Source organism: Sulfitobacter sp. TBRI5, assembly GCF_051013555.1.
In the GTDB taxonomy this organism is placed as follows: domain Bacteria; phylum Pseudomonadota; class Alphaproteobacteria; order Rhodobacterales; family Rhodobacteraceae; genus JL08.
In genome coordinates this window covers 480174-504770 of record NZ_CP112884.1, presented here as the reverse complement: position 1 = coordinate 504770, position 24597 = coordinate 480174, and the positions used below count along the sequence as shown (strand labels likewise).

23 protein-coding genes and 1 pseudogene are annotated in these 24597 nt (G+C 55.0%); 9 read left to right on the top strand and 15 right to left on the bottom strand.

Annotated features, from left to right (window positions below; genetic code table 11):
• Window positions 1-14 precede the first annotated feature (14 nt).
• Window positions 15-1403 carry a TolC family protein gene (locus OLX72_RS02585; protein WP_433989728.1) on the bottom strand — a complete coding sequence of 463 codons (1389 nt, stop codon included), beginning with the start codon at window positions 1401-1403 and terminating at the stop codon, window positions 15-17.
• 727 nt (window positions 1404-2130) lie between these two features.
• Here OLX72_RS02585 and OLX72_RS02580 point away from each other — a divergent pair.
• Entirely contained in the window at window positions 2131-3015 is an 885-nt protein-coding gene (locus OLX72_RS02580) for a hypothetical protein (RefSeq protein WP_433989727.1), read from the top strand.
• Between the two features lie 241 nt (window positions 3016-3256).
• Here OLX72_RS02580 and OLX72_RS02575 read toward each other — a convergent pair.
• Window positions 3257-3601, bottom strand: a pseudogene (locus OLX72_RS02575) (integrase core domain-containing protein); the annotation flags it as partial.
• Between the two features lie 174 nt (window positions 3602-3775).
• On the opposite strand from OLX72_RS02575, the gene OLX72_RS02570 reads away from it, so the two are divergent.
• From OLX72_RS02570 to OLX72_RS02560, 3 genes are read left to right on the top strand one after another with little or no spacing between them, the layout of a single operon-like run.
• Entirely contained in the window at window positions 3776-3925 is a 150-nt protein-coding gene (locus tag OLX72_RS02570) for a hypothetical protein (protein ID WP_433989726.1), read from the top strand.
• A gap of 35 nt (window positions 3926-3960) precedes the next feature.
• Complete coding sequence (locus tag OLX72_RS02565) at window positions 3961-4167, top strand: hypothetical protein (RefSeq protein WP_433989725.1); 207 nt, start codon at window positions 3961-3963, stop codon at window positions 4165-4167.
• A complete protein-coding gene (locus OLX72_RS02560) occupies window positions 4164-4895 on the top strand; it encodes a hypothetical protein (RefSeq protein WP_433989724.1) in 732 nt (243 codons plus the stop codon). The genes OLX72_RS02565 and OLX72_RS02560 overlap by 4 nt, the downstream gene beginning before the upstream one ends.
• A 361-nt stretch (window positions 4896-5256) precedes the next feature.
• On the opposite strand, the gene OLX72_RS02555 is transcribed toward OLX72_RS02560, so the two are convergent.
• The 11 genes from OLX72_RS02555 to OLX72_RS02505 all read right to left on the bottom strand — a co-directional run bounded on the left by OLX72_RS02555 (window position 5257) and on the right by OLX72_RS02505 (window position 18342).
• Window positions 5257-6783 (bottom strand): DUF1254 domain-containing protein, encoded by a 1527-nt coding sequence (locus tag OLX72_RS02555; protein WP_433989723.1) that lies wholly within the window; start codon window positions 6781-6783, stop codon window positions 5257-5259.
• Window positions 6784-6800: 17 nt separating this feature from the next.
• On the bottom strand, window positions 6801-7610 hold the full coding sequence (locus OLX72_RS02550) for a hypothetical protein (protein WP_114870355.1): 810 nt from the start codon (window positions 7608-7610) through the stop codon (window positions 6801-6803).
• A gap of 150 nt (window positions 7611-7760) precedes the next feature.
• Complete coding sequence (locus OLX72_RS02545) at window positions 7761-8555, bottom strand: hypothetical protein (RefSeq protein WP_433989722.1); 795 nt, start codon at window positions 8553-8555, stop codon at window positions 7761-7763.
• 148 nt (window positions 8556-8703) lie between these two features.
• Window positions 8704-9126, bottom strand: coding sequence for a hypothetical protein (locus OLX72_RS02540; protein WP_114870353.1), 423 nt, complete (start codon window positions 9124-9126; stop codon window positions 8704-8706).
• A 148-nt stretch (window positions 9127-9274) separates the two neighbouring features.
• A complete protein-coding gene (locus tag OLX72_RS02535) occupies window positions 9275-10786 on the bottom strand; it encodes a DUF1254 domain-containing protein (protein WP_433989721.1) in 1512 nt (503 codons plus the stop codon).
• A gap of 127 nt (window positions 10787-10913) precedes the next feature.
• Window positions 10914-11873, bottom strand: coding sequence for a SphA family protein (locus tag OLX72_RS02530; RefSeq protein ID WP_114872282.1), 960 nt, complete (start codon window positions 11871-11873; stop codon window positions 10914-10916).
• Entirely contained in the window at window positions 11854-12036 is a 183-nt protein-coding gene (locus tag OLX72_RS02525) for a hypothetical protein (RefSeq protein ID WP_162798023.1), read from the bottom strand. The genes OLX72_RS02530 and OLX72_RS02525 overlap by 20 nt, the downstream gene beginning before the upstream one ends.
• A 58-nt stretch (window positions 12037-12094) precedes the next feature.
• On the bottom strand, window positions 12095-13618 hold the full coding sequence (locus tag OLX72_RS02520; protein ID WP_433989720.1) for a DUF1254 domain-containing protein: 1524 nt from the start codon (window positions 13616-13618) through the stop codon (window positions 12095-12097).
• Between the two features lie 262 nt (window positions 13619-13880).
• Window positions 13881-15488 carry a DUF1254 domain-containing protein gene (locus OLX72_RS02515; RefSeq protein WP_433989719.1) on the bottom strand — a complete coding sequence of 536 codons (1608 nt, stop codon included), beginning with the start codon at window positions 15486-15488 and terminating at the stop codon, window positions 13881-13883.
• Window positions 15489-15572: 84 nt separating this feature from the next.
• Complete coding sequence (locus OLX72_RS02510) at window positions 15573-17081, bottom strand: DUF1254 domain-containing protein (RefSeq protein WP_433989718.1); 1509 nt, start codon at window positions 17079-17081, stop codon at window positions 15573-15575.
• Window positions 17082-17289: 208 nt separating this feature from the next.
• Window positions 17290-18342 carry a helix-turn-helix domain-containing protein gene (locus OLX72_RS02505; protein ID WP_433989717.1) on the bottom strand — a complete coding sequence of 351 codons (1053 nt, stop codon included), beginning with the start codon at window positions 18340-18342 and terminating at the stop codon, window positions 17290-17292.
• A gap of 146 nt (window positions 18343-18488) precedes the next feature.
• Between OLX72_RS02505 and OLX72_RS02500 the strand changes: the two genes are divergently transcribed.
• From OLX72_RS02500 to OLX72_RS02490, 3 genes are all read left to right on the top strand, one after another.
• On the top strand, window positions 18489-18854 hold the full coding sequence (locus OLX72_RS02500; RefSeq protein WP_433989716.1) for a helix-turn-helix transcriptional regulator: 366 nt from the start codon (window positions 18489-18491) through the stop codon (window positions 18852-18854).
• Window positions 18855-19126: 272 nt separating this feature from the next.
• The gene (locus OLX72_RS02495) at window positions 19127-21082 is read left to right on the top strand and encodes a mechanosensitive ion channel family protein (protein ID WP_433989715.1); all 1956 of its coding nucleotides are present in this window, start codon (window positions 19127-19129) and stop codon (window positions 21080-21082) included.
• Window positions 21083-21138: 56 nt separating this feature from the next.
• On the top strand, window positions 21139-21459 hold the full coding sequence (locus OLX72_RS02490; protein ID WP_433989714.1) for a hypothetical protein: 321 nt from the start codon (window positions 21139-21141) through the stop codon (window positions 21457-21459).
• Window positions 21460-21508: 49 nt separating this feature from the next.
• Here OLX72_RS02490 and OLX72_RS02485 read toward each other — a convergent pair whose 3' ends face one another.
• Window positions 21509-22390, bottom strand: a complete 882-nt coding sequence (locus OLX72_RS02485) for a hypothetical protein (RefSeq protein ID WP_114870237.1) — start codon at window positions 22388-22390, stop codon at window positions 21509-21511.
• Window positions 22391-22567: 177 nt separating this feature from the next.
• On the opposite strand from OLX72_RS02485, the gene OLX72_RS02480 reads away from it, so the two are divergent.
• Together OLX72_RS02480 and OLX72_RS02475 are read left to right on the top strand one after the other, a co-directional pair.
• A complete protein-coding gene (locus OLX72_RS02480; RefSeq protein ID WP_114870236.1) occupies window positions 22568-23074 on the top strand; it encodes an RNA polymerase sigma factor in 507 nt (168 codons plus the stop codon).
• Window positions 23071-23802 carry an anti-sigma factor family protein gene (locus OLX72_RS02475; RefSeq protein WP_114870235.1) on the top strand — a complete coding sequence of 244 codons (732 nt, stop codon included), beginning with the start codon at window positions 23071-23073 and terminating at the stop codon, window positions 23800-23802. Before OLX72_RS02480 ends, OLX72_RS02475 begins: the two co-directional genes overlap by 4 nt.
• A gap of 38 nt (window positions 23803-23840) precedes the next feature.
• Here the strand turns inward: OLX72_RS02475 and OLX72_RS02470 are convergent, their stop codons facing one another.
• Window positions 23841-24545: a c-type cytochrome gene (locus OLX72_RS02470; RefSeq protein ID WP_114870234.1), complete on the bottom strand. Its 705-nt coding sequence runs from the start codon at window positions 24543-24545 to the stop codon at window positions 23841-23843.
• Window positions 24546-24597 lie beyond the last annotated feature (52 nt).

Genomic DNA, 24597 nt, shown 5'->3' with positions numbered 1-24597 from the left:
GTCATCGTCAAGGGTCATTGCAATGGCTCTGTCGACAACGGTTCAATCGAGACATCAAAGATGCTTAAAGGATTGTCTTTTGTGAGGTTCTGAAAGTTCGGAGCAAAGGCAAGATCGCTCTTTGCCAGGCCAAAATGCGATGCGAGCTTGCTTTGTGTCGCTAAGGCGCGATGCGTACTGAACGCGAGCCCCGCCTGCGCGCCCACCGTTTCGAACTCTACGATGAATCGCGCTCGCTCGACCTCAAGAAGATCGAGCAAGGTACGTTTTGCCGCCTCGAACTCTTCCCCATAAACCTCAACGATCAGCAGATTGATACGCAACTGTTCTTCTAGTTGTCGCGTGCGCTCAAGATTGGTCTGATATGTGTTCCAAGTGCGCGCGGCAAGCTCGGTGACTTCTCGCACGGCTATGGCCTGTTCCGACATCGCACGGCTTGTCTGTTCCGCCAACGCGCTCCGCTCGGCCCGGCGTCCGCCTTGATAAAGCGTCCAGCTCAGCCCCAGACCGATTGATTCGTCATTGCGGGTACCCGTTACACCATTGCGATTTTTATCACGCGAGACGCCCGCGAAGACCGACAACCGTGGTAACCGGTCAGCCAGAATCGCTTCACCCATAAATCGGTTCTGATCGATTTGCGTGCGGGTATACTGAACGCGATAGCTGTTGGTAACCGAAGCTTGCGTAAGCTCTTGCAACGACTTTGGCACAGGCGCGTGGGGCACGGTCATTCTGCCAGACGGTGCACGCCCGACAACCCTCTCGTAACGCGCATTTGCATCTCGCAAGGCACGTTCCACTTCTAGAAGGGCCAAACGCGCGGACCTGATTCGGTCATCAATGGTCAGCTCGTCACTGTAAGGAAGCCGCCCCCCTTGCACCAGATCACGGACGCGCCGCCCTATTTCCTCGTGTTTGACTACGTTGCGCTTTGCAACTTCTCGCAAAATACGATGCCGGTAGACGTCAATATAGGCTTCGGTAGCGTTTAAAGCCAAAGTCTCGGACGCGTCGAGAAGGCGAAAAATGCTGCCATCGACCCGTGCACTATTTGCATAGACTAGATTGGAGCGCCTAAAGCCGTCGAACAAAACAATCTCGGCCCTGACGCCAAGTTGATTGCGGTTTTTACCTATATTATTATCCGCAGTCGATAGGTTTGAAGGATCATCTACCCTTTGCCAACCAGTCTCGGCAAAGACGGTCACAGTAGGTTCAAACTCGCGGCGAAGTTCAAGCAATTCGTAAGCCGCCCCGCGCATGTCGGCTTCAGTGGCTTTCACAGCAGGGTTCGTCGTCACCGCAAAGCGGACAGCGTCCCGTAGGCTTTCGGCGACTGCGCCGGACGTGCAAAGCGCCATAGCGAGAAAGGTAAAAAAAGATTTCAAGATCGAAGCCAAGTTACTCTCCAGCAGTCTTTACACCGCTCTAATAGACAGCGCGGTATTACGTTAACCAAGATGCATCAAAAAGCAACATGTCTGCGGCGAAGTCGGCTTGGGAGTGAACAGCTCCTAGGCGTTCAGTTTTGGCCTCTGGTGGATCGGGTTCAGGATGAATCCGTCTGGCTCTGCAGTCCAGATTTTACAGATGTATTGTTAAGGCGTGAGGTCACTGAGTGTATTAAATCAGCGAGCGTAATTGTAGGCATGGAGGAAGTCGGCCGGGTGCGAGCAAAGCTGGCTGTGGCTATAGTAGTGATAGCGCTTCACGGTTGCGTCTTTGATATTGCGGTTTATGCGTTGACCTGGTCGTTAGTCCAAGGATGTTTGGGCTTTGCTAAGCGATGCTCGATGCCATTCACGGCACAAATCATGTCGTATCGTATTAGCTGGAAATAGATGGTGGTTCTATTCCGCGACGGCTCGGTGAATTGGATGCTGTTGTCAGTCAAGGCGGTTTGGATACGGTAGGGCACCGCTTCAAGCAGATGCCCCGGAAACTCCTAGCTTGCTACGCGGCATTGGCTTTATATTACGAATGAAGGTCGTCCTATGCCGGATGCACGCGTCGGGACGTCAAGTAGACCTTGGTGCAAGGTGCGGCGCCTGCTGCTCTGAGCACCGTATCTGGCATTTCAGTTCAAAATAAGTACTATTGGCTTTTTTACCAAAAAGTGAGATGATTATGTTCAATCCTACCGCCGTGGTTGCCGCACAATTTGGAAATCATCTAGCTGAGACTTACCTTCAGTATTTCTCTGGGCGGAGAGCCGAGTACGCAACATTTATAAGCGGTAGCGCTCGAATGTTGCTTGAGCGTTTGGGCAACTCGGACGCGCTTTATCATAATGCAGAACATACGATGATGGTGACACTCGTCGGTCAGCAAATCATTCGTGGTCAGTTGGTTACCCGTGCCGTCCAACCGGAAGATTGGCTCCACTTCATCGTAGCGCTTTTGGTTCATGACATTGGATACTCCCGCGACATCTGTGAAGGTGACACGGATACAGAGGTCGTTGTAAACGCGGCGGGGGACAAGATTAGTCCGCCGCGCGGTGCTTCGGATGCTTTTCTCGCCCCATATCACGTCGATCGAGGGAAAATTTATGCCCGTCAGCGTTTTGCAGGATCCAGCCTCATTGATGAAGAGAGGATAGCCGAGGCTATTGAGTACACAAGGTTTCCTGTTCCCGATGATCTGGCCTATGCGGATACAACGAACGAGCCCGCTCTTGTGCGCGCTGCCGACCTAATCGGCCAGATCGCGGACCCGTTTTACCATCGAAAGATTGGCGGGTTATACAGCGAGTTTGTCGAAACCGGGTTCGCGGAAAAACTCGGATATGAAACGCCAATGGATTTGATGGAACAGTTCCCGAAATTCTTTTGGCATCAAGTGCAACCCTTGATCGGTCCAGCGCTCATGCATCTTGAGCAGACGATGGAAGGCAAGCAGTGGGTGGCACAGCTTTACAATCATGTTTTTCAGGTGTCTCACCGCGCAAGTTGCCTTGGACCATTTCCAGGTGCAATGGATGTGGTAAAACCTAACCAAACCGTTCCATAAAAAAACGATAAATCAGACTAAAGCGGTTCCAGATATTGTTGAATCAAAGGGGGTTCACATCGAGCGTGTTTTCTGTTTCATCCTTTTCAGGAGGATCAGTTCATGGCTATTCGCTTACAATCATAAAGAAGCCATTGTCTGTTTCGAAAAGGCGCTTGAGGCCGATCCTGTCTGCGCTTTAGCTCATTGGGGGATAGCCTATGCCATTGACCGGCCCCATTTGAGTGGTCCAGTTTGAATGTTAGTGCATGATTGGTCTGGTTGCCATCGGGACGATGGTTTCCGGAGCCGGTGGGCGGTAGCCCAAAGCACTATGTGGTCGTTTGGTGTTGTAGTGTTTCCTCCATTGTTCGATCAGGATTTGTGCTTCGCGAGGCGAGTAGAAGACCTCACCATTCAACAGCTCATCCCGGAGCCTTGCGTTGAAGCTTTCGCAATATCCGTTCTCCCAGGGCGACCCCGGCTCGATGTAGGCGGTCTTGGCGCCGACGGCTGCAATCCAGTCTCGGACGGCCTGAGCAATGAACTCGGGGCCGTTATCTGACCGAATGTAGGCTGGAATGCCCCGCAGGATGAACAGGTCGGTCTACCCGCATCGAATTTGATGAGCTGAACCGTTACATCGACGCTAAAATCAAGGCAGCTGGGTAAAGAAAAACCCCCAACCGCATGGGACGGTCAGGGGCGAAATTTTCATTTCTCTGCAGCTATGAAAATACCGCATTCAGACTGTCCGCACAACCTAAAAGGAACGCGGGCTATGAGCAGTAACAACACAGATACCATTATCAAAATGCCATCGGCGCCTACATCAAAGAAGCGCCAGGAACGCCGCATTCGCTGGAAATACGGTCTGACTGAAGCGCAGGCGCGCGTCATTGCTGGTCTGTATTATGGGGAGGTGAAGTAATGAACGTCCAGACCAGACCCAAAAACAGAAATGCGATGTCGCGCTACGCTAAGCGCGCGCACAAAGCAGTGGCCCGCGCTATTGGGTACGCCCTGACCCTTGGGGATGCATCTTCTTGGGACAAGCTGACCAGTCTTTTGATCTTGCGTCTGTCTGACGCGGAACGCGCGGCACTTGCCTATAGTTCTTTGCGTTCTCTCAGCGCCGAACACGCCGCTCTTGTTGTGGAGGCTGCGATATGACCGACGGTGATTTTGATAAATGGGTCGATAGCGGCTGCCCGGCCGACGCGGCGCAATTGGACACTTTGCTGCCCGGTCTGGCAAATCTTGATCCTATTACGTACGACCAACAACGCGAGAGTATCGCCAAACAACACAATATTCGCGTCTCGACGCTGGATACCGAGGTACAGAAGTTGCGGCAGCGCAATGTTGTCGGTGATGACGGCGCTGCGGCCTTCGAAGAGGTCGAGTTTTGGGGTGAGACTGTTGATGGTGCCGCGTTGCTTGGTAATCTGGTGGAAACGGTGGAACGTTTTTGTATCCTTCCAGAATACGCGGCACCCTTGATGGCATCCTGGATTGTCCACGCCTGGGCGCATGATGCCGCTGATATAAGCCCGGTGTTAGCCTTCACTTCCCCTGAAAAGCGCTGCGGCAAGTCAACGGCGATGGCCGTCGTCCATGCGTTGACGCCAAGGGCTGAGATTGCTGCCAACCTTTCTTCCGCCGTCATGTTCCGCCTGATCGCGAAGCACAAGCCAACCCTGCTGATTGATGAAGCGGACACGTTTCTAGAAGCCCGCGAAGAAATGCGCGGGATGATAAACGGGGGGCACAACAAGCAACTGGCCTTTGTCTGGCGCTGCGAGGGCGACGACTTCGAGCCGAAGAAGTTTGATGTCTGGTCGCCCAGACGTTCGCTGCGGTTGCGACGTATGTCTCACATGCGGGACAAAGCAGCCTGATGCGACCGCAGCGCAGATCGTGGCGTCGACACACGATCCAGAAACACAGGCTCTGCGGCAGCGCAGCACGAATTCCCCATACCAGCCATTCAAAGCATGCCAAATCTCCAAAATCCAATCCGACTGGTCGCCGCGCCCATACGAGACGGCGGGCTTTGAGACAGGCGATGCGTCAGAATGTCCGCCTGTGGTGGCATACAGGCAGTAGTTCCAGATACGGGCAGCCAAGGAATTGGTACTGTCGCCAGACGGACCGCCTATCGTTTTGATGATGAGTGCTTGTGCCGTCATACGGTAGCAGGCTGGTGCGCAACGCTGCACGCACCTCGCGTGTCTTTAGCTACAACCAATGGAGCGGAGATCACTCAATTAACTCAAAGTCGTTCAGAACCCACGTTTTTTCAATGTAGCCTTCAAGCGGGCCGTAGAAGCGGAAAACCGTGAAGAACCCCTTGGATGGGTCGGTCTTGATCCAGTTCGCCTCGAATCCCTCAGGTGCCGATTGACCGAAATACAGATCCACCGAGCCGTCCGCGTTGACCACCGGATCTGTCGGGCTGCCAACCGTGATTTGGCCGTCCGACGCCAACAATCCACGGGTGGCTGGATCATAGGCTGTTACGGCCCAGAACCGTTTGACCGGCGTATTTGCCGGGACGTTCAGCCGGTATGACTTGCTCCCATCAAGAAACCCGCCATACGCATCCCTGAAGGACGTAAGATAGGCCGTGCCCACACCTGGGGTGGTCGATAGCAGATTGGGCGACACCACAATCGCCTGATAGTGCCACAGCGTGCGAGCATCGATGTCATTGGCGCCGCTGTCCCGGGTGAATTCGGTATTGCGCACGAACATCTTTTCCCACTGCCGGTCCGGCCAGTAGCGGATATCAGGCTCGCGCGATGCGTAGACGATGGCTCGCGACATAGCCGTGCCCTGCTTGGCCCCCTGATCGAGGATTGCGGCCATGCGCGCATCCGGGGCGAAGGGTTTTCCCTTTTCGATGCCCAGAGTGGCCAGACGACCGAGCTGCTCGGGGTCAAACAGTTCGGACGGCTCGTGCTGAATGATCTCGTTGAGCATCTCGAAGACCGTTCCGTCCTCTGGAGGAAGCGGGTTCATGCCCACCTCGCTTGCGTTGACATAACGCGCCTCGCGCGGGCCGGTCTCCAGCGGGTAGACCTTGAAATTCTGCTCGAACCACTCCACCGCCTTATCGCCAGTTCCAACATCGACGAAAGCACGCATCATGGTCCAGACCCGGTAGCCCGGAGAGCGCATTACGAAGTACCCGTCGGGTATATCGCCCGTGTAACCGGGGGGGAGGAACAGGTATTTCCCGCCTTCGCCCTTATCCGGGCCGGTGGCGCCAAAATCGGTCAGGTAATTGAACACCGCGTCATTGGCGGTGCCAAACATGCCGGCCGGGATCTCGACGACCATTGGGCCGTCGATCTTCAGATCAAGCGATGCCACCGCATAAATCGTGCTGTTGTTGCCGGTCAAATAGGGTTGGTTGGAGTTCATGTAGTCCGCCATCACGCCAATGTCCGACGAGGTTTCGAACTTGAGATCACGGGCCTGGGACTTCACGATCGCATAGAGCGATAGCGCCGGGTAGAAATCCATGTAAGCTTGCGTGGCGCGTTGCAGGTCCAGTTCATCATACAACGCCTGCGCAGACTCTTTGGTCGGGAATCCGCCGCCGACGAACTCCAGCGCGCCAAAATTCGTGTCGAGGCTCATCGGAGCCGACCGGAAATCGCTGCTGGTCTGTGGCGTTCCCGGATTGGTGAACAAATCGCCAACAGGCTGGGCCTCCTGAGCCAAGGCGCTGGTGGCCAGGCAAGTCGAAACAAGAAGGGCGGCTGTCAAAGTTCTATGCATTGCTTTCTCCATTTATACTATTTGGCAAACTGAAAGTTGACGCCAGCAAATACGCCCCACTCCATTTGTCCATCTCCATCGGACGCCACTGAATATTGAGGCTCAATGAAGTAATTGATGGTGACATTTGGCTTCGTGACCACACGCCCTGCACCAAATCCGATCGGGATGTTGTAGTTGTCAGTCTCAAAGTCGTAGGTCCAGATCGCTGTTGATCTCAGGTACCAGCCGTTGCCCAACTGCTTGATCAGCAATGGTTGAAATGCGCCTGAATTAACATCAGCGCGGTCGCTGTCGCCCGCAAAACTGCCCTGCCACGTCAACAGGTACCCCCACTGAAATCCAGGTGTTGCCGTATTGAACAAAACGTTGGCCAGACCTGCCGACCATTTCCCAGACCCTGTCGCATCCTCGGTTGCGGTCGGAGCCGTGACTTGTGGCCCGATACCGAAACTAAGGTTGGGGTTACCGGTATCCATCAGATAAGCCGCAAAAACGTTAAAGTCTCCAAGGCCGTTGGTTTTTCCGCCATTGAAGGGATCGGGAAAATCGTTGATGGGCAAAGTAGCACGTACAAGCCAATCTCCTCCAAAGGCGGAAACAGGTAGAGCGCCTCGCAGAAAGAATGAATTGGCAGTTGAATCTGTTCCAGTCAAAGAGCCGTTGTACTGGTTTTGCAAATTGAACGTCTTGAACGCCGCGAGAGGATTGTTGGCCTGCGCTAGAGATGCAGCGTCTGTTCCCTGCGCCGCTCCGGGCAAAGCAGTTGAAGCAAGCAACAGGGCTGCCAGGTACGCGGCGGTGTATATTTTTCGTGTTTTCGGCATAGTCTGCGTCCTTTCTTGGTCGATCCGGCGCCATAACGGCCCAGACATCTGAGAATCATTCCAGCACAACGCGACATTGCCTTTTGGTTATCCCGCGCCAATCTGGGGTCGCTCGCCCCATACCGGGGCGCCGTCATGACGGGTTGCTCGTCAGAACTGAAAGCTCAACCCGGCCATGAGCCCCTTCTGTTCAACATCGTATGTGAAGTCGCCGCTCCTGCGGTCGACCATCAGCAAGCGGTATCCAAGTACTCCCGAGGTCATGGGTGTGAACTTGTATCCAACACCACCAAAGATATCCGCCATAATTTCGGAACCCACTCCGAAGCCACCTGCATAGGCCCAACCGGTCAGGTATGTCCTGTCGGCAATGTCCATCCGTCCGCGCAAACCAATGACCGGATCAACCCAGCTGTCATTTCCGTTGGCAGAGGCAGTGGGCAGATCGCCTGCGGCCAGGTCCAAAGAAGTGTCGACGCTCCAGTACCGGGCACCGGCGCTGGCCCACAGTTCTCCGGTCGGAGCCTCCACCATCTTGTATTCCCCCAGAACCGAGAAGATCTTGTTCTTCGCTCTGACGGTCGCGTTGTTGAAAAGCGGTTGCAGATCTGAGGTGGAGTTCTTCAGGCTAATGTACTGCAGGTCTGCTGTGACACCCCACCTTCCCTTCTGCGCATTGCCAACAATCATTCCCGCGAAAGACAGGTTATCGAGGATGTCGCTAAAACTGGCATCGACGTCGACAGGAGGCAGGCCAGGAATCGTCGCAGCGGTACCGGACAGGCTCGCCCCCCAGAGATATGGCGCCACCGTGAATTTCCAGCTATCCCGTTCTGGAGCGTCCTGCGCGATTGCCACCGCGGTAAATTGCCCCAAGGCGAAGACGGAAGCGCATAGTCTGAAGCAAAAGCTGGTTTTCCCGAGTTCGATTTCAGTTGCTTTCATAACGCTCTCCTGATGTGTTTTCGCATTGGTTCGATCGACATGCTCACCTGATCACGAGACTGAAGGGAAATCCCCCGACAGCCGCCATTGAGGCTTGAAGAATTGTGTGAAGCCGGGGCGTGTCAGCGCCCCGGCAATAGGCAAAACCTTACCCGCCCTTCAGGCCTTCCGCATGGGCACGGGCTCCGACGGCTTCCATCGCAATGGCCTGCGCCTCTTCGGAAACAAGCTGGGCGTAGGCAATCGCAACAGCGGCATCCGCCTCTGCGTTCTCTGCGTTCCTCTCGGCCTTCGCCAGATCGCGTTCCGCTTTCCAGGCGTCCCATTTCGCTTTCTGCTCGGCCTTGTGGTTTTCATAGTTCGACTGGATGCCGGACCACCACGCATTCATGCTGCTGTCGACCTCGGCAACGGCGCTGTTCCAGTCCTGCTCGGCCTTTGCGTATTCCGCACTCCACTTTGCTTTGAGCGCGTCGCGTTTGGCCTGTTCCTCACGCGTATATTCATCAACGCGTGTTTCGACATTTTTCGCCTTCTCGGCGAGTGCGGCAAGTCCTTCAGAGAGTTTCATTTCTCTTCTCCTTTTTAGAAATTGAATGATGGTCGAATTATCCCAATCGCCGGGGGTTCGTTTTGGTCCGTTCACGACAAGTAGGCAGGATTTCAGCCTGCCGGGCTGAGCCGCCAACACAGCGCTGGCGGTCTCAACCACTGTGGCCCTATTCGCTGACCTCTTCGACTTCGCCGGGTTGCCATTCGCCATCGTACCAAGCCTGTTCGGGGCCATAGATGCGCCACAGCATGTTCCAGCCTTTGCCAGGAATGGTCTGAATCCAGTTGTCCGCACCGTCCGGACGTTCCGGACCGAAATAGACATCCCAGGAGCCATCGTCATTCTGCACGACCGCCTTATCGATGCTGGTGACAGCGGGGTAAGGGCTGTCGACCTGAAGCATGGACCGGGTCATGTTGTCATAGACCGTGATGTCCCAAAACCGGCGGGCCGGAACATTTGGCGGCACGTGCACGCGATAAGTTTTTGCGCCGTCAAGCGGATCGCCTTCGGCATCGCGCAGACCGATCACATATTGCGACCCGGCGCCGATCGGGGGTTTCACCATCGCCGGTGTGATACCCGTGGCATAGAAGTGGAACCGCACACGCGAGTTGATCAGGCTGATGCTGTCATTCAGGAATTCGTAACTGCCACCGGCAAAGCCTCTTTCCCAGCTTTTGCTGTCCGGCCAGATGATGCGGTTATCGTCACGATTGGCCCAAATGATCGAGCGCTGCGCGGCGGTGCCGACCGCTGCAGCTTCGGCAAGAATTTTCTGCATACGCTCATCGGGCGCAAAGGGTTTGCCTTTTTCGATGCCGATGGCCCGCAGCAAGCCGAGCATTTCCGCGCTCTGCGCCGCATTCGGCTCTTCCTGAACAATCTCGTTCACTTCTTCAAAGAAGGTCGCATCCTGTGCGTGCAGGGTGTTGAGTTCTTTCAGGGCCACATCAACCCAATTCACCTCTTTGGGATCCTCTCCCATGGGGTACAGACGGAAATGGGATTTCATGTTGTCGACAACCGGGTCGGCTTCGAAATCCGTCATGAACCCCCGGACCGCCAGCCAATGACCATAGGTCTCGGAACGGCGCACGATATAACCTTCGGGCAACTCACCCTCATATCCCGGGGGCACCAGCAGGTACTTGCCGCCTTTTCCCTTGTCGGGTCCGGCATTGCCGAAGTCAGTCAGATAATGAAACCAGGCATTGTCGATGATGCCCAGAACGTCCGGCGGCGTTTCCATGATCATCGGCCCGTCTTTCAGGTCGATCCACATGAAGCCGTAAATCACCGTGGTGTTGCCGGTCAGCAAGAGGCCCTTGGAATCAAGTCGACCATGCCAGTACATCATGGTTTCATTGTCAGGGCCAAATTGGCGAAGGCCCTTACGGAACCCGGCCAGCGACGCGGCCGGTGTGGTCATGATCATCGCCTCGACCGCGCGGCTGAAGTCCAGATGATCCCACAGCGCTTGTGACGTGGCCGGGGTTGGAACACCGTCCACGAATTCCAGCGTCCCGATTCGCGTCTCCGTGCGATCGGGTGTGACGACGTTTGCGGGGATATCGGTTGTATTCTTGTATGTGGGGCTTTCAGCCAGCGCCGGGCTGAATGCGAAAGCAAGGGCACTTGCGCCGTACATAAGGGTCTTGATGGATTGTTGTCTCATGGTGATCTCCTCAGTTGTGAAAGCCGACACCCCTGCGATCAGGCAGGGATCGATTCTTTCTTCAGACTAGGCTTCCCTCCAAGCCGTTTTGGTCCGATCACGCCACCTGAACACTTAATCGTGCCTTTCAAAGCGGAAAGCTTATCGTGAACATCAAGCCGTCGCCTTCGACCCTGTTCTTGACATTGAATTCCTTGTAGCCCCGCAGGTTGGCAAAGACTTCTTTGCCGCCTGCTTCAAAGATCCAGCCGATTTGCGGGCCGATCCCAAAGGTGCGTCCCTTGAAATCACCAAGGATGGCAGGCTGTCCGCTATCAGCCGTCAGCTGCTGATAGGCAAATCCGACAAGTCCCACATACATCTGCTCGGTCACAAATTTGGATGCGCCCAGATCGATGTGGAAATCGATGCCGTTCTTGTAGTTTGTGTCAGAATTTTTAAAGTTGTATGTCAAACCAGCAGTGGCTGAAAACTCCCACCCCGTATCGGGGTTGAGAAAGGTATATGCACCACCAATATCGATCGCAGCGTGCCCCAGCCCAAGGTTTGATAAACGGTTGGGGTCATAACTGCCAACCGGAATGCTGCCGGCGACATAGGCCATATAGTTATGCACACCACGGTTCCAGAACAGTTGAGCGGTGGGATACAGATCGCTCATTCCCGTCACTTCATCTGACGCGGCCGCACTGCCCCCCCCAACTGAAATATCCGCTGACACCTTGCTGCGGGCAGGAATGAACGCCAGCGAAAAACTGGGACGCCCGCCAAGAATAGTCGTGTCTGGTGTATAAGCCGGAACGATAAACTGACCGAAATAGCTGGCGTCGACGCCAAGTTTCAGGTCGTTGCCAAATCCCAGAGGTTCACTGACACTCGCATTTGCAGAATACCAATAGGAAACCATCGCCAGAGACGCACCTGGCTCGGGCGCAACGGCGGCAAAACTGCCATATTGTCCCGGAAGCCAAAAACTCGTGCCGCCTTCATCGGCCCGAATGGATGATCCACTCAAGGCATTGAGCAGCAGTACACCTGCCACGATGATCCATCGCGGCCAGTGAAGGTCAGAGTTCAAATGAAACATCATTCTCTCCTGAAAGCCGGGCAGCGATTGCAGTTCGAAACCTTAGGTAGAACCCGCTGATGCGGATCACCTGGCGGGTGTCTGCTTGTCGGATCAGATCAATCGAGTGTGATCCGTCCAGTTTTGCAGATTGGGCGGTTCTGCCTAGTCCAATTTCAAACATGGCTTAATTCCCTTGTAATGTCCGGGGCTGGTCCAGTGACCAGCCCCGAAGCAATCCCTTATTCAACCAGTTCAATCTCGCCGGGTTGCCAGCTGCCATCCAGCCAGGGTTCAAGCGGGCCGTACATCCGCAGGGCGATGAACCACCCCTTGCCGGGCACCGATTGCAGCCAGTTGCTTTCCTTGCCTTCGGGTGGCGTCGGTCCGAAATAGACATCAATCGATCCGTCAGCGTTCTTCTGCATACCCTCGGTATAACTATCAAGCGTCGGGAACTGCTGGTCGGTCTGCAATTGCGAGCGGGTCTGGGTGTCGTACATCGTGACCGCCCAGAAATCCTTAACCGGCACATCTGCAGGCATCGTCAGCTTGTAAGTCTTGGCGCCATCCAGCGGGCGTTTTTCGCTGTCCAGCATTGCCATGGTATAGTCCGACCCCTTGCCGGCAGACCGGATCGCCATGGCGGGCGACACTACGATGTATCCGTAGTGGAAAGTCGTCCTCCCATCAAGGTTGCGGCCCGCGCCCCGCATAAAGGTCGTGTCGCGGTCAGGGAATGCCAGCACCCAGGCGCTGTCTTCCCCGAACACTTTCACGCCAGGGTCGCGCGGGAAATAGGTATAGTTGCGCGCAATGCCATCGCCAATTTTTGCCGCATCCTCCAGGATCGCCTGCATCCGGTCGTCGGGGGCAAAGTCTTTACCCTTTTCAATCCCGATTGCCGCGAGCTGGCCGGTTCGTTCAACACCCAGAAACCCTTCGGGTTCCTGTTGGATCACGTCGTTTAGCCCAGAGTAGAAACTGACATCGGTGGCAACAACCGTGCTTACCTCAGCGCCCGAGACATTCACGAACTCCATCGCAGGCGGTGTGTCGGCCTGCGACAGTGGATAGACCTTCAGGTTGTCGCGGATGTTTTTCGAGGCCGCTTCGACCCCGTCCGTCAAATACCCGCGCATGAAATTCCAGACACCGTAGGTCTTGGATTGGACAACGAAGTAGCCCTCTGGCACGTCGCCGTCATACCCCGGCGGGAGAACAAGGAAATTGCCGCCCTTGCCTTTGTCCGGGCCGGCCGCGCCAAGGTCGGTAATATACTGAAAAGCCATGTCGTCCAGCACGCCCAGCATGCCCGGTGGAAGCTCAATCACCGTCGGCCCGTCCCGTTCGAGGTCGAAAAAACCCATGGCGTACATCGTCGACGTGTTCCCCGTCAGAACCTGCGACTTGGAATCCATGAGCGTATCAAAAATGCAGATCTGGTGCGCAGCGTCGGCACAACCTGCCGCGCTCTGACCTTCGCGCAGCGCATAGGCCGACATGGTCGGCATCGCGTTCAGCATCACCTCGACTGCGCGGGACCGGTCGAGATAGTCATAAAGCGTATCGACAGTTGCGCCGTCGGGGACCCCATCGCGATAGGTCAGCGTCCCGAGCGAACTGTCCACGCTGTCCGGCGTCGTGATCGAAGCGGGCAGGTCGGTGGTCATCTTCATTTGCGGGGCGTCGGCAAGTGCCGAAACGCCACTCAGCGCAAGCAGGCCTGCGCTCAATATTGCCGATACGTGTTTACCTGGTTTCATTTCTCTCTCCTTTGCATCTGCAGAGCTGAACAATTCAGGGCAGCGATAAATCCACTCCAAGTATGGTCGTTCCGCTTCGGGCGTTTTGGTCCGATCGCGCCACTTGAAAGGACGCGCTCTGTCGTGCAGCGCCGTGATTGCAAACCACGCTTCTTAATCGAAGAAGGACCGTGAATGGAACGGTATGCGGCCTGTGAAGATGCGCCAAATGCAAACAGGCCAGGGTGACCCCGGCCCGCTGATACTAATCTTTTGGTCGAATCTATTCGACCATCACCACATCATTTGGCACCCAGGTCTTGTCGTTAAAGGCCTTGAGGGGACCGTAGTAGCGTATGTAAACAAAGAAGCCTTGGTCGGGGAGCGTCCTGACCCAGTTCTGATCTGCAACTCCATCCGGCTTTTCATTGGAAAAGAAGATATCGATCGAGCCGTCATCATTCGTCACCGGGGCCGGCGTTTGCTGGCTGCTGATGCTCGGATAGGGCTGGCTTTGGAGTTCGCTGCGGGTCCAGGGATCGTACAGTGTTACCGCCCAGAATAGGGCAACAGGCACTTCGGGCTTCACGTTCAACTTGTAGGTGTTGTTACCATCAAGGAACTGTTCCTCGCTATCCTTGTAGGTCGTCTGATAGCGCGATCCCGTCCCTTCCGGCATCTGCATTGCCATAGCGGGCGTGATCCCGTCAGCGGTAAAATGGAACGTCGTCCGCGCCTCGAGATTGAAGTAGCCCTCCAGATCGAAAGTCGAACTGTCGCCGATAAACGGGCTCTCCCAGGTCAGACCCGGGTAGACGACGGCCTCCGGCTGACGACTATCGAACGAGATCACACGGGACATCGCCACGCCTTCTTGTGCCGCTTGCTCGAGGATCTTCTGCATGCGGGAATCGGGGTTAAATGGCTCATCCTGTTTAATGCCAATCGATGCCAGCCTGCCCAGAAGTTCTTTACCGAAAGCTTCGGCGGGTTCGTAGCTGATGATCTCATGCATCCACTCAAACGCCGAGGCGTCCTCGGGCACGAGTGAATTCCATACAACATTGCTGGCGTTTACGATCTTGGTCGGGCGCGGGCCGGTCGCGAGCGGATAGATCGCGGCATTGTCGCGATAGTACGCAAGGGCCTTTTCACCATATCCGACCGTGGCCGCGTTCGCCCGCATGAAAGAGAAATTCATGTAGGTCTTTGACCGCACGACGAAATACCCGTCGGGCACCTCTCCGTCATACCCCGGAGGCAGAATCAGGTACTTGCCGCCCTGGCCCTTGTCCATGCCTGTCGGACCAAGGTCGGCGTTGAACAGGAAATTATGATCGTCCACAGGCCCCATGACACCCGGCGGGACTTCAAACACCGTCGGGCCGTCTGCTTTCAGATCGAAAACGGCGAAGGCATAGAGGCTTTCCGTGTTCCCGGTCAGCACCAGGGCGCTCGAATCCAGCCGGTCCGCCGTTACGCTGATCTGCGAGCTGTCCTCCATATCCAGGTCCCGGACCCAGCCTTTCATCAGACCGTGCGCGGACAACGCCGGGTACATATCCATATAAAGCTGGGTCGCACGCTGAAGATCGATTTCGTCATAGACCTTCTGAGTGGTTTCCTCCGTCGGATATCCACCCGGGAATTCAAGCGTCCCGTACCGGGTTTCGATGGTTTCGGGTGCCGACTTGAATTCGCCGGGGGCATAATTCGGTTCGGACCCGGCCATGTCGAAAAAGCCTTGCGATTGCTGGGCCATAGCCGTGCTTGACAGCATTGCGGCAAGCAGTCCGGCGGCAGTCGATTTGAGCAACAGAGATTTTTTCATTTTCTTCTCCTGGAAGGTTGATGCAGGACGACGCGTGATCTCGTCGTATTCTGCAAACATGGTATGTCGTTGCCGACGCGCGCTTTGGTCCGATCGCGCCAAAAGAAAGGGCCGGAACATGTGCTCCGGCCCCGGCTCGTTTGTTTACTCGACCAGTTCGATCTCGCCCGGCACCCAGGTCTTGTCCAACCACGGCTCAAGCGGGCCGTACATGCGCAGGATGATGAACCAGCTCTTTTCAGGAATGGTCTGGATCCAGTTGTTCTCCTGACCATCGGGGGCCTCGGGAGCAAAGTAGATGTCCCAGGATCCGTCAGCGTTCTGCTGCATGTTCTCATTGTAGCTGTCGAGCGCCGGGAACGTCTGATCGGTTTGCAGCATGGACCGCGTCTGCGGATCATAGACTGTCACTGACCAGAAATCCTTGACCGGAACATTCGGCGGCAGGGTCAGCTTGTAGGTCTTGCCACCGTCGAGGATCTCTCCGCCCTTCGCCATTCCGGCGATGCCGTAGTCCGACCCCTTGCCGGGCGCGGTGACGGCCATCGCGGGCGTCACGACCACGGCGTTGTAGTGCATCCACAGCCGGGAATCGTACCGGCGTGCGCCATCGACCAGGAAGGTCGAATCCTTGTTGGCAAAGGCCATGACCCACTCGCTGTCCGGCCCATAGATCCGCTGGTCGCTGTCTTTCGGGACGACCGTGTTGGCACGGGCATAAGCGTTGCCGATGGCGACCGCGTCAGTCAGGATCGCCTTCATGCGCGCGTCGGGTGCAAAGGGCTCGCCCTTGGTGATCCCAAGTGCCGCCAGCAGCCCGCGCGTTTCGGGATCGTGTGCCCCGATGGGTTCTTCCTGAACAAGCTGGTTCAACATCTCCCAGTAGCTGTAGTCGTTCGGGAGAACGGCATTGTAGTCTCCGCGCCCCGACATGGAGATGAACTCCGGCTCCGGCGGGTTATCCGCCATCGACAGCGGATAGATTTTCAGATTGTCCCTCACGCCCTGAGCCGCCTTGTCGACACCGTCGCTGATATAGGCGCGCATGAAGATCCAGTTACCGAAGGTCGAGGGGCGGACCACGAAAAAACCGTCCGGGACCTCGCCGTCATATCCCGGTGGAAGAATGAGGTACTTGCCCCCCTTGCCCTGATCGGGTCCGGCGATGCCAAGGTCGGTGACATAGCGGAACCACATGTCATCGACGACGCCCAGCATGCCCGGCGGCAGCTCGATCACGGTCGGCCCGTCATTGGCGAGATCGGTGTAGGTCCAGGTGTAAATCGTCGAGCTGTTGCCAGTCAGGAACAGCGACTTTGAGTCCGCCAGCTTGTCCCAGATCAGGATCTGATTGACCTTGGTCGCGCCGATATCGCGTTGGCCCTGTCGCATGGCGTACTGCGACACACCCGGCACGGTCGAAACATAGGCCTGCACGGCTCGCGCGCGATCCATGTAGTCATAGACCGTGTCGATCGTTTCTTTGTTCGGCACGCCGTCGAAAAAGTTGAGAGTTCCGATCGAGGTGTCCACGACATCCGGTGTCGTGATTTCCGGCGGGATATCTGTGGTCATTTTCATTCTGGGTGCTTCAGCCATCGCGGTTGTGACCGCCAGGCAAACCCACATTGCCGTTGTCAGAATTAATCGCATGTCGTGTCTCCCTTGAGATCATAAGAATGAGAAAGTTTCCCGACCCATACGAGGCTTCTGAGCCTGGAACCCTAATCACGCGCCAATTGAAAACCGGCGCGCAAATTCGTTTTGGCAGCAGCATTTTCAAAAATGCTCCGCGTTAGATTGCTAACTGCTGATAAGATTACTTCGGGGAGTAACGCAGTTTTGGTCCGATCGCGCCAAATCAGGCGACGTGTTCCCGACCGATCACCTTACGACGGTATCTCCCAGGGCTGATCCCGGCGACGCGACGAAAACTGCGTCCAAAATTGGATTGGTTTTCATAACCAAGCGTCATTGCCACGTCGATTAACGGAGCATCTGATTCCGCCAGAAGTTCGGCTGCCATTTCGAAACGTGTGGTCTCGATCAGGTCCGAAAAGCTGGTTCCCGCTTGCTGGAGTTTGCGTTGCAGCGACCTTGGACGCACGTCCAGAATCTCGGCGAACATGATCATTTTTGGGGTCCCGCCACGAAGGTAAGGGCGGATCAGACGTTTCAGATTTTCTAACCCGTCCAACGTCTCGTGGATGTTCGGCTCCGGCACTTGTGCTGCCGCGCTGGTCAGTTTGCTGGCCGCAAGAACCGAGGAAGGCATGATAATCGACGTGTGGGCCGATTGCGTGAGGAAACGTGTATTCGGATTCGCGTTGCGCGCGTCATCGCAGACGCTGAAATCAGACTTGAATCTGATCTCGTCCGGAGACCAGTTTTCGCCGGTGATACTGCGAACAGCCTCAATCAAAACCGTGACCTGAGTCCATTCCGAGATTGGGTCGCTCGGTATTTCGGGCGACTTGCTGTCACAATAGACTTCGGCACTGCCATTGAAACCGATAAGGCCAACACGCGTATCAGAGTCTTCAAGGGCGATCAGGTTGGACAGGCAGTCGAGACGTGCCTTGACGGTCGGAAGGGCCTGAAGCGCCACCAGCAGTTCGGCACTGAAGTCCGACGCCGAAAACCTCTTAACCCAATGCCAGCCCAGATCATCTATACCTTCACGGCGTGCGCTTCTGTCGAGGTACTCCATGGCAAGGAAAATGCTGATCAAATCGTCAGGCTTTTCCTCGACCATTGTCGGCAAGTGCGCCCGTTCCAACTCGCGGTCGACCGGGGCACCAATATCGCGCAGGACGTCAAGGAACGGAATCAGATACGCCGCTCTGCATGTTGAAACCTTGTCCATCTTTCCCCCCACCGGCCACTCCATTGCGGAGTGAGCCGGTCTGTTCATCAGAAACCCTTAGCGACCGAACGAGGGCCATTTTGGTCATCTCGCGCCAAACTCATTTTTGCGTGTTGTGGCGTACGCAGACCAAAACAGGCCTAAAGCACGATCTATCATGGCGTGGCAGTCTAACACCGTAGAGAGAACCCGCTTTGATCCAGCGCAAACCAGCCAAAGTCGTCGTGATGGTCGAACAGGCCGTTCGACATGCGCCTAAAAATGCGGATCCACGCATTGCAGAGGTTGCAGGTGCTATGGGCTTGAGCGCTCGATCTCTCCAGCGTCACCTTGCCAAGCAGGGGACGTCGTTTTCCAGACTAATCGAACGTACCCGACGCCAGCATGCGCTGGAGCTGCTTGTCCAAGACGACCTGAACATTTCAGAAATCGCACAGGCCCTTGGATATACAGACCCAAGCAATTTCTGTCGCGCATTCCATAAATGGACAGGCCAATCGCCCAAACGGTGCCAGAGCAAGATGCTGGAGAAGGCCTTGCCAGGGAGACCCAAAAGCTGAACCTGACTTAGCAAGGCGATCGGCGTCTGGCCGCATAACGGCACACAATCTGCCGGTTCGCCAATTTCTAACACTCATCGGAACGAAGTAGCGCGCTGAAAAGAGTTGCACAAAACTCAAAAATTTTGGCGCGACATGACCAAAACCATAGAAGGAGTTCCTTCATATCTTAATCTGAGCGGTCGACTCCGCCGCTTGGGGGCTTGGACACCAATCACCTTCAAAGCGATCGATGGACCAAGAAATGAGCCAGATGGCCTGAGGGATAAGACATGGCATTTTCAAGATTTCTGCTGGTGGTTTTGGTCGCGCTGTCCTGCACATCTCAGGTCACAGCACAGGAGGCGAACCAGGGAACCATAGCCAACGAGCTTGAGTCGATGCTGGAGAAGATCGACACCCCCGAAATCACGCCAATACGCACAGAAAGCCCGCGCAGTACTTTGCAGTCACTATACAACTTGCGCGATGACCTGGAAACCTCTCTGGGCGCATACTGGCAGCAGCAGAACACCGCGAACGAGATACAGATTGTATTTGTGATCGGGCAAATCAGAGCCCTGATCGATCTGGCTCAGGTGCCATCGGCCTCTCGCCGCGAAACCGGAACGCAAACGGCTTTGTACCTTCTGGATATTCTTGGGCGGGTCGAAGCCATCGACGCAGCAGTTCTTCCTGGGCCTGACGACCTTGATGATCAATCCACCACCGGGTTTCGTTTGCCCGGCACCCCCCTGCGCATCATTGAAATAGTCGAAGGTGACCGCGCCGGGGAGTACCTGTTTTCAGCGGACACGGTCCATAGCGCGCCTCGGTTTTTTGCTGGCTTGAAAACGCTTCCGCTTCGGTCATCTCTGGCCATAACATCATGGGATGATACGAGCCGCCAACTTTCCGGTCCATGGATCCCGATCGCAGGAATCTCGAAACTGCCAAATTTCATGAGGCGCTCTATTCTCGACACTCCAGTCTGGAAGATTCTAATCGTCCTCTTGTTGTCTGTAGCAGCAGGCGTTGTCCTGCGCGTCTGGCATCGATTGCTGGTTGAGTGGCTGACAGACGACCCGGTCAAAATTGTCCGTCTCAGGATCCTGAGCCCGATTGGCATAATGATTGGACTGCTCTGGCTTCAACACGTGTTTTCGTTTCAGATCAACACCACAGGAAGGTTCTTCGATCTGACTGAATCCTGCCTTGTCGTGGTGTTCTACATCGCTGCCACAGGGGCCTTCTGGACCATGTCCAGAGCCTTCTTCGAAACCGTCATAGTGGACCCGAGGCGCACCAATCGAAGTCTCGATGACAGTTTTATCCGGTTGGTGGGGCAGATCATCGGCTTTATCGGCGGCGTCCTGATCCTGGGGTACGGGGCCCATGAATTGGGCGTGCCTGTTCTCAGCATGATTGCAGGCTTCGGGATCGGCGGCATCGCCGTAGCTCTTGCGGTCAGGCCGACGCTGGAGAACCTGATCGGCGGGTTCATCCTGTTCATCGATAAACCGGTCCGGGTCGGCGACTACTGCACGTTCGGCGATCAGAGCGGAACCGTCGAAAATATTGGCGTGCGCTCGACCCAGCTCCGTTCGACCGACCGCACACAGATTTCCATTCCAAATGCGCAATTCGCCGACATGCAGATCGTCAACTGGGCCAAATGCGACACGATGTTGATCAACGAAATTCTAGGCCTGCGCTTCGAAACGGATGCAGAGCAAATGCGCTATGTTCTCGCAAAAATCCGCGAAATGCTGCACTCACATCCGCGGATCGAGCTGGAAACGATCCGAGTCCGATTCATCGGCTTCGGGGACTCGTCTAAAAATGTCGATCTGCGCATCTATGCCAAGACAAGGGAGTGGAACGATTTCTACTCCATCAGAGAGGACGTGCTCCTGCGGATCGATGATATTGTGGAAGCGTCTGGCACAGGCTTCGCGTTCCCGTCCCAGACGCTATACTGGAGCAGGGATCCCGGCCTCGATACCGAACGCACGGAACAAGCGCATCAGGAAGTCGCGACCTGGCGCAGGCGGAGGGAACTTCCATTTCCACGCTTTTCCAGCACAGCGCTTGAACGCCTTTCGGGCAAATTGAAATACCCGCCACTAGGTTCACCGGATTATTTCGCAACCGATGAGGAACTGGCGGAAGGTGGCGAAACGCTGTCAACGGATGAGCCACAAGACCCGGTTTCGGAAAGAAAGCCAGAAGAGAAATCCGGTGATTGAAACTGCGGATACGTCGGCCCCGGGAAACGCGCCGGTATTGTCAGGACATAGGGGTCATGAAACTCGCTGCGGTCGAAACCAATGACCGCTTTCTTGGCTGCGGCGCAGAGTGCCTTTCTGCTGAACTGCAGCGAATTTTTTTGCTGCATGAGCGAATGCCACGATTTCAACCCGGCCGCATTGGGCTCGATGCAGTCATTCGACTGTTTTTCTCTGGCGACCGGTTCGTCGCGTTAAGCAGCCGTTCACAACCGGAAATTCGAATTTTGGCTCTCAATGACCGCTTTCACCAGCAGCGGGCGTTCGCTGCAGTCACAACGAATGTCTCAGTCGCGGACGAAGTTGCCGTTCGCCGCCGCGCAGCATCAGAATGCTAATTAGACGTCTGCTGCACGGCCGGAGTTCGGAATAGCCCGATGCTGCTGGTCAAAGTTTGCGTACTGGTCTTAAGACTACGACCACACCACTTAAACCATACGAGCCGCGATAATGGACCGCCTCAAATGAGCACGCGTCGTCCTGTTGATGGCCTGGAACGATTACAGGCGCAGGTGGTAGTACCTCTGGTTTATCGAGCGTGGTCAGTGCTTGATAAATTGCCGCACCGATCTTGGCGTGTGTTCTGCCGCAGTGCGTTTGAATGTGTCCACTAACCGAGATTTTAAGCTGTGAGTTCTTAGAAAGAAACTCGTCGGCTTTTGTGTTCATCTCAACTACGCGTCCCTGGTTATCCAAAACGATGATGGGAAGCGCCATGCAGCCAACTGCCATGGAAAAAACCTTGGTCGCTCCTTCGTCAATATTTAAACGCTTTAAGATTGAAACTGAGCGTTTCAGATGAGGTAAGACGATATCTATGACTACTTTTTCTTTATCAGAAAAATGATTACTGCCAGTGCAACGGGATAAACCGATCCAACCGTTGCAATCCCTTTGGCTCTCCAGAACTGCGCCGATCGAGTGCTCTAGTCCTTGTGGCTTTACCCACTCATTGAAATAAGCACTTTTTTCCAGTTTCTCGGAGAATATTTCGTCTGTATGAGATTTGTTCGGAGTTAGCTTTTCTATTTCTTCAAACCACGGGTTTTTTCCAAGATATTCTGTGTCGTAGTTTTCCAGAAAAGTTGGATCGAAGCCCAAAGATCCCAATGTTTGGCATGAACCATCGGCGGTATTTTCTAGCACAATGTCTGCGGCATCAGCACAAATCTTTTGAGAAAGTGTTTCAATAAAGACTTGGTATCCCTCGACCTCATTTATTGACGTGTAACATAACTCAACAAGGTCGCTATTGTCGTTCTTCGTCATTTTCCGTCCCCGTGCATCGAGGATTTTATCAAGGGATCGTCAGTTCACCAGTTTTTTTTTGGTGACTTCAATGAATGAGAGAGCAATCGTTTCGGATTGAAACCAAAGCAGCATAGAAAGGCGGACGGCCACATAAAAGCGCTTTGCTCGACATCGAGGATTACGGTACGATACCGCATGGTTTGTTTTCCGCATCTCGAAAGCTTGCTTCCAGAGCTTCACGCTTATGCGCGCGCGATCTGTCAACGTCAGGAAAACGCAGAAGACTTAGTGCAAGACGCGATTGAACGAGCCGTGAGATCGGAAAACCGCCCCACAATACGGAGTGAACTGCGCCCGTGGATGTTCCGGGTCATTCGAAACCTTAGGTACGACGAACTTCGAAAGCGACGTGTGCGCAGGGAATATCTTGCCGCTGAGAAACGTCTATTAGATGTGACTGACGGCCAGTCTGATACCGCCAGAAATGTTCTGGTCAGATTGGCCTACGAAAAGCTGAAACCGGAGGCTCGTGAAGTGTTATTTCTTGTGGACATTTTGGGGCTGAAGTATGCGGAGGCGGCAACGGTTATGGACGTTCCGGCAGGCACGATCATGAGCAGGATTAGTCGGGCTCGCAGGGCACTTTTAGCAATTGTGGACGATACGGCTTTTCCGGCAAAACGGGCAGTTCGAAAGAGATGACACATTTAAGCGACGAAGACTGGGAATACCTTAGCGCGTATCATGACGGTGAAATGTCGCCGGGTGATGCTCGTAAGTTCAAGGCGCGTCTGGCAAGTGAAGCCGACCTTGCATCAACGCTTTTGCGTGTACGCGAGGCAAGTAACAGCCTTTCCACTTTGCGCCCTGTGCCTATTGATGATGCTCGAGACCGATCCCCAGTTACTTCTATTGGATCGCGCTTAGCTTGGCTGGCTGGAGGTGCCCTTGCCGCCTCCGTGGTTTTTGCGGTAGCGATAAGTACTGTGAGCAGCGACCGGAATACGTTGCTAGATATTCACAAAGCGTACCTTAAAGAAAACTTTACTGTGATCGGCAGCGATCTGCGCGCTGTTTCGACAACCGCGGCATCCGGAATGCCTGATCTAACTGGTGGAAATCTACGGGCAGTTGCACTGTCATCATTCCAAGCGGGCACAGTAGCTCATTATTCTGGGCGGAATGGCTGTCGGTTATCCTATTTCAGGGGTCTTGAACCGCTGGACTTGCCGACCGCCGCCGGATCTCAGACATACGGTTGGAGCACCGACGACGGCTTGCATCATGCGATATTGGCAACCGGAATGGATGCGCAAAAGTTCAGTGCTATCTCCGCATATCTGCAAAAAGAGACCCGGCAACAGTCACTGGACAGGGTCTACGCAACAATGCAGAATGCGACAGAGACTGCCACACCCTGTACGGGCTGACACTCACCGATAGGCCCCGCACACAGAAGATCAGTTATTTATGGCCGCGGAAAATTAGGCCGATCTTCATTATAGTGGGTTGCAAGGTAATCAATGATTTCCGTACGGTCGGGCTCAGGTATTTCCGACATACCCTGTTCTTCGACCATCCATTCCAGCAACTCGTCCCAATGCGCGCGGGACAGTCCCTGTTGTGCGATGATCATTTCCGAGTGACAGGCTGTGCATGCATAATAGGTCGTTTCAACACCAGAAGCATCGAACAAACTGCCGAATTCATACACTTCTTCCTGTGGCTCTTCCTTCGCGGACGTCTCTGTTGTTTTGAATTCCTGGGGATCGTCTGAGTTGCTGTTCAGGAACGCAATGACATCGGCGCGGTCCTCCTCCGACTTCAGACCCGGAAAGCTCATTCGTGTCCCCTTCACAGCTTTCCGTGGGTTCTTAAGGTATGCACTTAGCCGGTCGGGGGACCATTCGCCGCCAAAACCTTGAATGGCATCGGAATAACGAAAACCCTCAACCGACGCTACAGGTTGTCCAACGATCCCATAGAGATTGGGCCCAACACGGTTTTTACCACCTTTTTCAACGGTATGGCAGCTTGTGCATTTTTTGAAGACACGCTCTCCGGCGCTCGCGTCGGCTGTACCCAGTGCTGCCGTTATATCTGCCGTGACAGGCCCGGCAAGAAATGCCGCGGCGCACGCGGTTACGACGCTTCGCAAGTGTGCGAATGACATGAAACGCTCCTGTAATTAGAAATTTATAGGGCGACCTGCGTCAGGCCGCCCT

Excerpts from the sequence above, each read along its gene's own strand:
- OLX72_RS02495 (WP_433989715.1), top strand. The coding sequence starts at position 19,127 with ATGGCATTTTCAAGATTTCTGCTGGTGGTTTTGGTCGCGCTGTCCTGC.
- OLX72_RS02490 (WP_433989714.1), top strand. The coding sequence starts at position 21,139 with ATGAAACTCGCTGCGGTCGAAACCAATGACCGCTTTCTTGGCTGCGGC.
- OLX72_RS02550 (WP_114870355.1), bottom strand. The coding sequence starts at position 7,610 with ATGCCGAAAACACGAAAAATATACACCGCCGCGTACCTGGCAGCCCTG.
- OLX72_RS02560 (WP_433989724.1), top strand. The coding sequence starts at position 4,164 with ATGACCGACGGTGATTTTGATAAATGGGTCGATAGCGGCTGCCCGGCC.
- OLX72_RS02475 (WP_114870235.1), top strand. The coding sequence starts at position 23,071 with ATGACACATTTAAGCGACGAAGACTGGGAATACCTTAGCGCGTATCAT.
- OLX72_RS02580 (WP_433989727.1), top strand. The coding sequence starts at position 2,131 with ATGTTCAATCCTACCGCCGTGGTTGCCGCACAATTTGGAAATCATCTA.
- OLX72_RS02570 (WP_433989726.1), top strand. The coding sequence starts at position 3,776 with ATGAGCAGTAACAACACAGATACCATTATCAAAATGCCATCGGCGCCT.
- OLX72_RS02510 (WP_433989718.1), bottom strand. The coding sequence starts at position 17,081 with ATGCGATTAATTCTGACAACGGCAATGTGGGTTTGCCTGGCGGTCACA.
- OLX72_RS02515 (WP_433989719.1), bottom strand. The coding sequence starts at position 15,488 with ATGTTTGCAGAATACGACGAGATCACGCGTCGTCCTGCATCAACCTTC.
- OLX72_RS02530 (WP_114872282.1), bottom strand. The coding sequence starts at position 11,873 with ATGTTTCATTTGAACTCTGACCTTCACTGGCCGCGATGGATCATCGTG.
- OLX72_RS02525 (WP_162798023.1), bottom strand. The coding sequence starts at position 12,036 with ATGTTTGAAATTGGACTAGGCAGAACCGCCCAATCTGCAAAACTGGAC.
- OLX72_RS02545 (WP_433989722.1), bottom strand. The coding sequence starts at position 8,555 with ATGAAAGCAACTGAAATCGAACTCGGGAAAACCAGCTTTTGCTTCAGA.
- OLX72_RS02555 (WP_433989723.1), bottom strand. The coding sequence starts at position 6,783 with ATGCATAGAACTTTGACAGCCGCCCTTCTTGTTTCGACTTGCCTGGCC.
- OLX72_RS02485 (WP_114870237.1), bottom strand. The coding sequence starts at position 22,390 with ATGACGAAGAACGACAATAGCGACCTTGTTGAGTTATGTTACACGTCA.
- OLX72_RS02540 (WP_114870353.1), bottom strand. The coding sequence starts at position 9,126 with ATGAAACTCTCTGAAGGACTTGCCGCACTCGCCGAGAAGGCGAAAAAT.
- OLX72_RS02470 (WP_114870234.1), bottom strand. The coding sequence starts at position 24,545 with ATGTCATTCGCACACTTGCGAAGCGTCGTAACCGCGTGCGCCGCGGCA.
- OLX72_RS02520 (WP_433989720.1), bottom strand. The coding sequence starts at position 13,618 with ATGAAACCAGGTAAACACGTATCGGCAATATTGAGCGCAGGCCTGCTT.
- OLX72_RS02505 (WP_433989717.1), bottom strand. The coding sequence starts at position 18,342 with ATGAACAGACCGGCTCACTCCGCAATGGAGTGGCCGGTGGGGGGAAAG.
- OLX72_RS02565 (WP_433989725.1), top strand. The coding sequence starts at position 3,961 with ATGTCGCGCTACGCTAAGCGCGCGCACAAAGCAGTGGCCCGCGCTATT.
- OLX72_RS02480 (WP_114870236.1), top strand. The coding sequence starts at position 22,568 with ATGGTTTGTTTTCCGCATCTCGAAAGCTTGCTTCCAGAGCTTCACGCT.
- OLX72_RS02535 (WP_433989721.1), bottom strand. The coding sequence starts at position 10,786 with ATGAGACAACAATCCATCAAGACCCTTATGTACGGCGCAAGTGCCCTT.